The organism is Thermococcus sp., from assembly GCF_027011145.1.
Classification (GTDB): Archaea; Methanobacteriota_B; Thermococci; order Thermococcales; family Thermococcaceae; genus Thermococcus.
In genome coordinates this window covers 19592-27529 of the sequence record NZ_JALVAO010000030.1, presented here as the reverse complement: position 1 = coordinate 27529, position 7938 = coordinate 19592, and the positions used below count along the sequence as shown (strand labels likewise).

6 protein-coding genes are annotated in these 7938 nt (G+C 53.1%); 4 read left to right on the top strand and 2 right to left on the bottom strand.

Annotated elements, in window-relative coordinates:
* Positions 1 to 1854: S9 family peptidase (locus MVG27_RS02930; protein ID WP_297556140.1), on the bottom strand; the 1854-nt coding region annotated here is incomplete at its 3' end.
* A 124-nt stretch (positions 1855 to 1978) separates the two neighbouring features.
* Between MVG27_RS02930 and MVG27_RS02925 the strand changes: the two genes are divergently transcribed.
* The 4 genes from MVG27_RS02925 (at position 1979) to MVG27_RS02910 (ending at position 6710) form a co-directional block, all read left to right on the top strand.
* Complete coding sequence (locus MVG27_RS02925) at positions 1979 to 4408, top strand: tRNA(Met) cytidine acetyltransferase TmcA (RefSeq protein ID WP_297549246.1); 2430 nt, start codon at positions 1979 to 1981, stop codon at positions 4406 to 4408.
* 67 nt (positions 4409 to 4475) lie between these two features.
* A complete protein-coding gene (locus tag MVG27_RS02920) occupies positions 4476 to 4997 on the top strand; it encodes a TIGR00288 family NYN domain-containing protein (RefSeq protein WP_297549252.1) in 522 nt (173 codons plus the stop codon).
* Complete coding sequence (locus tag MVG27_RS02915; RefSeq protein WP_297466554.1) at positions 4994 to 5473, top strand: TIGR00288 family NYN domain-containing protein; 480 nt, start codon at positions 4994 to 4996, stop codon at positions 5471 to 5473. Before MVG27_RS02920 ends, MVG27_RS02915 begins: the two co-directional genes overlap by 4 nt.
* An 85-nt stretch (positions 5474 to 5558) precedes the next feature.
* On the top strand, positions 5559 to 6710 hold the full coding sequence (locus MVG27_RS02910; RefSeq protein ID WP_297549244.1) for a thiamine ABC transporter substrate-binding protein: 1152 nt from the start codon (positions 5559 to 5561) through the stop codon (positions 6708 to 6710).
* On the opposite strand, the gene MVG27_RS02905 is transcribed toward MVG27_RS02910, so the two are convergent.
* A complete protein-coding gene (locus MVG27_RS02905) occupies positions 6697 to 7905 on the bottom strand; it encodes an amidohydrolase (RefSeq protein ID WP_297549250.1) in 1209 nt (402 codons plus the stop codon). The genes MVG27_RS02910 and MVG27_RS02905 overlap by 14 nt on opposite strands.
* Between the last annotated feature and the right edge of the window lie 33 nt (positions 7906 to 7938).

Genomic DNA, 7938 nt, shown 5'->3' with positions numbered 1-7938 from the left:
CTCCAAGCGTTTAACCCTGTGCTTCGGCTTGCCGGAGCGGGATAAATCGTGGTTCTCGCCCGGGAAGATGGCCAGCTCGACCGTCTTGCCGAGGTATTTCAAAGCGGTGTAGAACTGCAACGCCTCCGGAAGCCAGCACCGGTAGTCCTCCGTCGAGTGGATTATGAGGAGAGGCGTTTCAACGTTGGGAGCGTACTTCAGCGGGCTCTTTTCCCAGTAGGTATCTGTGTTGTTCCACGGGTCACCTCCTACCTGGTCCGGCGCGAAGAAGTAGCCTATATCCGTCGTCCCAAAGAAGCTCACCCAGTTTGAGATGGAGCGCTGGGTTACAGCGGCCTTAAAGCGGTTCGTGTGTCCAACAATCCAGTTCGTCATGAAACCGCCGTAGGAGCCACCGGTGACGCCTACCCTTTCCCCATCTATGAAGTCGAACCTCTTCAGAGCCTCATCAACGACCTCCATCAAATCCTGATAATCCCTCTCACCGTAGTGCTCCCTAATGTCCGCAAAGTCCTCGCCGTAGCCGTCGCTTCCTCTGGGATTGGAGAAGATAACCACAAAGCCCCTGGCCGTTAAAACGTGGAACTCGTGCATGAAGGCGTAGCCGTAAGCTGTCTTCGGCCCGCCGTGGATTTCAAGAACGGCCGGATACTTCTTCCCAGGCTCAAAGCCAACGGGCCTCATTATCCAGGCGTCTATCTCCGCTCCATCGCCCGCCTTAACTTTGAAATGCTCGGGCTTTGAGAGACTGTATTCCCTAATCCAGCCGTTGAAGTCCGTGAGCTTTCTCTCCCTTCCGTCCCTCAGAACGTAGAGCTCTGTCGGAGTTACGGCGTCCTGTGCTGTGAAAGCTATGTAATCTCCGATTGCAAAGCTCTCAACGCTTCTGTCCCCACCAACAACGCGCTCTATCTTTCCGTCGAGGTTAACCCGGAAGAGGTTCGCCCTTGGACCGTCGGTGGCAACGTAGTAAACCCAGCCGTCCTTAAAAACCAGCTCCGCCCTCTGGCTTCCCCTTACGTCGCTGTTGAGGGAGTTATAAGCTGAACGGTCGAGGTCCTTTGTGAGCTTTCTAAGCTCTTCCGTCTCGGGGTCGTAGTGGTAGATGTGGGGGTTCGTCGGAATCCCGCGCTCGCGCGTGTTGGCCTTTAGAATAAAGGTCCCATCGTCGAGGGGTATGAAATCGGTTATGCCCCACTCCCCGGGAGTTAAGCGCTTCGCCTTTCTCCCGTCGAGGACGTAGAGGTCGCTCACCATCGGCTTCCTCTCGCGGTCTTCCTGAGCTAGGAAGTAGAGCTTACCCTTATGGAAGCGGATTTGAGAGACGTCGATGTTCTTTGGCGTCAGGCGTCTTTTCTTGCCGGTTTCAGCATCCACGAGATAGACAACACTCCTCTTCCCGTAGACCCATCCAATTCCGTTGAACCAGAAGGGGAGCTCCTTAATCAGGTGGACGTCATCTTTGGGCTTTTTCTCGACGTCTATCGGTGTCACAACCGCTATCCCCTTTCCGTCCTCGGTAAAGCGGAGGTTTTTAATTCCGTATTTGAACTTCGCTAAAAGCCTTGCCTCTCCGCCGTCCGTCGGGATAACGTAGAGCTCGGCTTCTTCTCCTTTATCGCGCTTGGATGTGAAGGCCACCAGCTTCCCATCAGGCGAGAACCTTGGATTCCCGTCCTTTTTGCCGGATGTAAAGGGCTTAACTCTCCTTCCGTCGTAGAAGTAGAGCCTTGAGAAGTAGTCGTCCTTCTCAACGCTTATCTCCGTCACCTGAAAGACGAGCCTTCTTTTGAAGGCATCGATGTTGCCAACGAGCCTGAATTTTCCGAGGTCCTTCTCGGTAAGGCCTTTCATAGAAACCACCGAACTAACTCGGCCCTTTTCGTATAAAAGCTTAGCGTTTCGATTAATATCGAGACCCTTCAAGAGCTCCGAAGGTTTTTAAATCCCCGCTCTCCCCTTTACCCGGGGAGGAGAGATGACGGTTAAGGTTCGCTTTGATAAGGAAGTGAGAGAGTACGCCAAAGGCGAGAAGGTTAAGGACTCGGTTCTCAAGCTCACCGAGACGGCCTTAGCTCAGGCACTCGAAAACTTCCACAGGAGAATGATTGTAATCGAGGGAGACACGCTGAGGAAGGCGGAACTGGCCGGAATCCTTGCTGGAGCCTCTGCTAGAGTTCTCAGCGATGTTCTCGAGGAGTTGATTAAGAAGCGCCTTAGAGATGAAAGCGAGGATAAAATCGAGGTTCTTTATGCCACAGATGCCCTCGGGGAGGAAACCTTTGGAAGAAAGAGATACGAAGCTTTTAGGAAGCATTTCGACGTTCTGGCGGGTTCAAACGTCGAGGTAAAGGCGGTAACCTTCAAGCACACCCGCGACATACTCGGGAGGACCTACGACCTTCTCGTCCTCGATATGAGCTACGATTACTCCCCCAACGATTTGGGAAGGATAATCGAGACTGTTCGCGGTGGCGGGCTGATATTCATCCTTGCGAATCCCTTCGAAAAGTGGAAGGACATGTGGACGGGCTTCCACAAGAGTCTGGTAACGCCACCTTACACGATAGACGACGTAAAGAAGCGCTTCAACAGAAGGCTAATCAGAAAGTTCACGGAGCACGATGGGATTTACATCATAACCGAGAACGGGAAGGCCAGGAAGAAGCCGAAGCGCTCGAAGAGTCAGGCGAGGATTAAAGCCAGAAAGGGCGTCCCAATTCCAGAGGAGACGCTCTTCCCGAAGGAGCTCTACGAGATGGCCCTAACCGAGGGGCAGGTTGAGGTAATTAAGGCCTTTGAAGAACTCGTTGACGGTGGTATGCTCGTTTTGACGGCAGACAGGGGAAGGGGTAAGAGCGTTTCAGTTGGTATAGCGTCCATCGGCCTCACCCTGGCCCTCGGAAAGCGCACAAGGATAGTTGTAACCGCCCCCGAGCTTGAGAACGTCCAGGCACTCTTCCGCTTCGCCAAGAGGGCCCTTGAAAGGCTCGGCTTCAAGCCCTACGTGGTGGAAGAGAAAGGCTTGATAAAGGAGCTCTACGCGAGGAAGATAGGCCTGCGCTATTATCCACCGGCCGAAGGTTATAGGAAGAGCGCCGACCTCTATATCCTGGACGAAGCGGCCGGAATCCACGTGCCGATACTCCACAAGTACCTCAACAAGGAGCGCGTGGTTTACTCTTCAACCATACACGGCTACGAAGGCGCCGGCAGGGGCTTTTCCGTTAAGTTCCTCAAAAAGGCGAGGGAGAAGCGCTCTTTTAAGGAGCTCCACATGGACGAGCCGATTCGCTACGCTGAAAACGACCCCATAGAGAGGTGGCTCTTCGACGTTTTACTACTTGATGCCGAACCCGTTGAGCTGACGGAGGAAGACTACGAGCTCATAAAGAGGAAAGAGGTCTACCTTGAGGAGCCCGATTTGGACGACTGGTTCGAAAACGACAGAGAGGATTTAAGGAACTTCGTCGGAATTTACATTCTGGCTCACTACCGCAACAGGCCGAGTGACGTCGCTTTGCTCGCAGATGCTCCGCACCACGAAGCGAGGGTTCTACGTCTGAAAAACGGCAAGATAGTGACGGCGATACAGATAGCCAAAGAGGGTGGTATACCGAAGAAGGTAATAGACAAGATGGCCAAGGGCTACAAGCCACGCGGGAACATAATCCCTGATATGATGGTCAAGCACCACTATTTGAAGGAGTTCGCCAGGCTGAAAGGCTACAGGATAGTCAGGATAGCGACGCACCCGGATGCGATGGACATGGGGCTGGGAAGCAAGGCCTTAGAGCTCCTCGAAAAGGAGGCCAGAGAGAAAGGCCTCGACTGGATTGGTTCCGGCTTTGGAGCGAGCGAAGAGCTCGTCCGCTTCTGGGTCAGAAACGGCTTTGCAGTGGTTCACCTAAGCCCGGCCAGAAACCCGGTCAGCGGAGAGTTTACGGCGATAGTCCTCAAGCCGATAAGCGAGAAGGCTAAAAAATTAATCAAGAAAGCGAACGACGAGTTCAGGATTAGGCTTACGGAATGGCTCGGCGATACCCACCGCGAGCTCGAGCCGGAAATAGCGCGCTGGCTCTTCGAGACGCCCTTCGGCGAGGCCGTCGATTACCCGGTTCACCTCACCGAAATCCAGAAGAAGCGCCTCGATGCCTTCACGGGCAAGGTCTTGACCTACGATACTGTGGTTGACGCAGTAAAGCCGATAGTGAAGCTCTACTTCCTCGACGGCTGGATGAAACCCTATCTTGACGAGAGGCAGATAAAGCTCCTAATCTACCGCGTTTTGCAGGCTCATACCTGGGAGGAAACCGCGAAGCTCATAGACAGAACCGAGACCTTCACAATGATTGAAGTGCGCGACATCATAAGGGGCCTCTGGTACTACTACAAGAGGATCCTCTGACGAACATTTTTATATGATTAGCGTCTAAATGGCCATGTTCATCTCATCTATTTCAACGGTGACAGCTATGCCAGGGGGAAGCTGGGAGAAGATAATCTCGATGACAAAGGACGGAATCAAAAGCATAGGCATGATTAAGCGAAAGTCCAAGCGCGGGAAAAGGATTGCACTTCTCATAGATGGTCCGAATATTCTTCGAAAGGAATTTGGGATAAAACTCGAGGACATCGTTGAAGCACTTGAGCACCTTGGAGACGTGAGGGTCGCTAAGGTTGTACTTAACCAATACGCGCCCCAGGGCCTAATCGAGGCCGTTTCAAATCAGGGGTTTGAGGCCATCGTCGTTTCTGGTGAGACGGGCGTCAAGCTCGCCGTAGAGGCCATGCGCGAGATTTACAATCCAAACATAGACGTTATAGCCATAGCAACCAGAAACGCGGAGTTCCTTCCGGTCATCCTCAAGGCAAAGGAAAAGGGGAAGGAAACGATAGTCATAGGAATCGAGCCGGGCTTCTCCGTTGCACTGAAGCACGCCGCGGATTACACCATAATCCTCCGACCAAAGAGCGAGTGGAGGGAAGAGGAGTGAAGGAGACGCTAATCAAGGTTCTGAAGCGTGAGAAAGAAGAACATGAGGAAACTCATGAGAAGAGCATCGGCCTCATAATTGACGGCCCGAACATCCTCCGAAAGGAGCTCGGCATAAAGCTTGAGGACATCATTGAGGCACTCGAACGAATCGGCCGAATAAGGGTTGCGAAGGTCGTGCTCAATCAGTACGCACCGCAGGGGCTCATAGAGGCAGTCGTTAACCAGGGGCTTGAACCTGTAATCGTTGCCGGCGATACCGATGTGAGAATAGCCATCGAGGCGATGGAGCTGATTTACAACTCAGACGTTGATGTTATAGCGTTGGCCACGCGCGACGCCGATTTCCTGCCCATAATCCAGGAGGCCAAGAGAAAGGGTAAGGAAACGATAGTCATAGGGACGGAACCCGGCTTTTCTGTGGCGTTGCAGAACGCGGCTGACTACGTCATCAAGATGGTGGGCAAGAGGGAGTAATGGACAATCATGTGAGGCAAACCTTTTTTAATCCCGTGATTATTGGGTTATGGAAATCAACAACCTGTTAATTGGAGGTGGTTCAATGAGGAGAATGGTGGCACTGCTCCTGATGGCCGTTCTCCTCGTGTCCCTCACGGGGGCGAGGCCAGTCAAGGCCGAGGAGACGCTGACAGTTTACTCCTACGACAGCATTGAACCCTGGATGAAGGAGATAATTCCAATATTTGAGAAGGAGTACGGGGTCAAGGTTCAGCTCGTGACCTTTGGAGATGCCGGAGAAGTCCTGAGCAAGCTTATAATCGAGAAGAACAACCCTCAGGCTGACGTCGTGGTTGGAATAGACAACAGCTACCTCCAGAAGGCCCTGCAGGCCGGCATTCTAATCCCATACAAGCCCGAAAACGCGAAGTACATACCGGAGTGGATTATCAAGGACTTTGATCCGACATTCCACCTGACCCCCTACGACTACGGAGCCATAGCGATAGTCTACAAGAAGGACGTCGTGAAGAACCCGCCGAAGACCTTTGAAGACCTGACCAAGCCAGAATGGAAGGGCAAGCTCATCGTCGAAAACCCCCTAACGAGCTCAACGGGAATGGCGTTCCTCCTCTGGACGATAGGAGTTTACGGCGACAGGTGGCCTTACTACTGGGAGAAGCTCAAGCAGAACGACGTGATAATTGTCAAAGGCTGGAGTGCCGGCTGGGAGATGTGGGACAAGAACCAGGCCCCTCTCTTTGTCAGCTATGCCACAGACCCGGCCTATGCCGCCTGTGAGGAGAACAGCACAAACATCGGCGCGGTTTTCCTCAACAATACTGCCTACGTCCAGATTGAGGGGGCCGGAATCGTCAAGGGAACCAAGCACCCCAAGCTCGCCCAGGAGTTCATAAACTTCCTGATAAGCAAGGAAGCTCAGGAGAAGCTCCCAACCACTCAGTGGATGTATCCCGTCAATAAGGAAGTAAAGCCCCCGGCATGCTTTAACTATGCCCTCAATGTCAGTTCGGCGAAGGTCATCTCAATACCTGCTGAAGAGCTTGCCAAGAACACCGACAAGTGGCTCAAAGAATGGAGGGAACTGATGGTCGAGGGCAAAAAGCCCGAGGAAATATCGCCAACCCAAACAAGTTCCCCAAGCACTACCACAACCACTACCGGCAAGGGCATCTGCGGTCCGGGTTTAATAGTGGGACTGGCAATAGTTCCCCTCATTCTCAGGAGGAGGTAAAGTTTTCCTTTTCCAAAATCTTTCCATTTATCACAACCTTTTCGACGTCGCATCCCCTCGTGGAGTAAACGAGAAGCGAGTAAACGTTCTCCCTCGGCCTGAACCACGGTTTGTTGGCGTTTATGAGAACCAAATCGGCAAGATAGCCCGGTTCTATCAGCCCGGCACTCAGCCCAAGGGCCCTGGCTCCAAAGAGCGTCGCCATGCCGAAGAGCTCTCTGGCGGTAACGGCATGAGCTTTTCCGGCCGTTAGGTTTGCTGTTATTCCGGCCGTCCTCATCTCAAGGAAAGGGTCAAGGATCCCCGTTGGGTTTGGCGAGTCGTTGCCGAGGGCAACGTTGAGTCCCAAATCCAAGAGGAATCTCAGGTTAACGGTCTTCGCCTCAAGCTTGACGTTGCTCGTCGGACAGTGGACGAGCGTCGAGCCTGCCCGAGCGAGGGCTTTGAAGTCTGAAACGCCAAGGTAAACGCCGTGAACCCCTATTAGCTTCTCGTTCAAGAGGCCGGCCCTTTTCAGAAAACCAACCGGCGAAAGGCCATAGCGCTTCTTGACCTCTTCAACCTCTGCCCTGCTCTGGGCGAGGTGTATGTGAACCCTAGCGCCGGTTTCCTCCGAAAGCTCGGCAAATTCGCGCATGAGCTCCTCAGAGACGGTGTTGGTCGCGTGGGGGGCAAACACGGGTTTAACGAGTTCGCTTTTCCCCTCCCAGCGTTTAAAGAACCTGAAGCCTTCCTCCGGACTGGCGAGGGGGAAGTCCACCTCGTCCATAACCGTTTGCCCGATGAAGGCTCTTATCCCGAGTTTTTCAGCGACTCTGGCTATCTCATCGGCAAAGAAGTAGTGGTCGTTTATTGTGGTTGAGCCGTTTGCGAGCGCTTCCCTAATACCGACCTCCGCCCATTCCCTGATTTCCCTTTTGCTCCACGCCTTCTCCATGGGCCATATGATTTTTTCAAGCCACTCTTCGGTGGGTAAATCCTCGCCCAGACCCCTGAACCTTGCCATGGCCACGTGGGTGTGGGCGTTGACAAATCCGGGTGTTATAATGTAGTCTTTCCCGCCGTAAACCTCATCGATTCCCCAGTTTTTCAGCTCCTCCGGGGAAACAACTGCCCGGATAATGTTTCCATCGACTATAACAGCGCCGTCGCGGACGGAGTTGTAATCAACGAGCTTTCCAAGTAAAGCAAACATGCTCCCCACCATTGAACATACGGCAGTTAATAA

Coding starts and splice junctions, on each gene's coding strand:
- MVG27_RS02910 (WP_297549244.1), top strand. CDS start 5,559: ATGAGGAGAATGGTGGCACTGCTCCTGATGGCCGTTCTCCTCGTGTCC.
- MVG27_RS02925 (WP_297549246.1), top strand. CDS start 1,979: ATGACGGTTAAGGTTCGCTTTGATAAGGAAGTGAGAGAGTACGCCAAA.
- MVG27_RS02905 (WP_297549250.1), bottom strand. CDS start 7,905: ATGTTTGCTTTACTTGGAAAGCTCGTTGATTACAACTCCGTCCGCGAC.
- MVG27_RS02920 (WP_297549252.1), top strand. CDS start 4,476: ATGCCAGGGGGAAGCTGGGAGAAGATAATCTCGATGACAAAGGACGGA.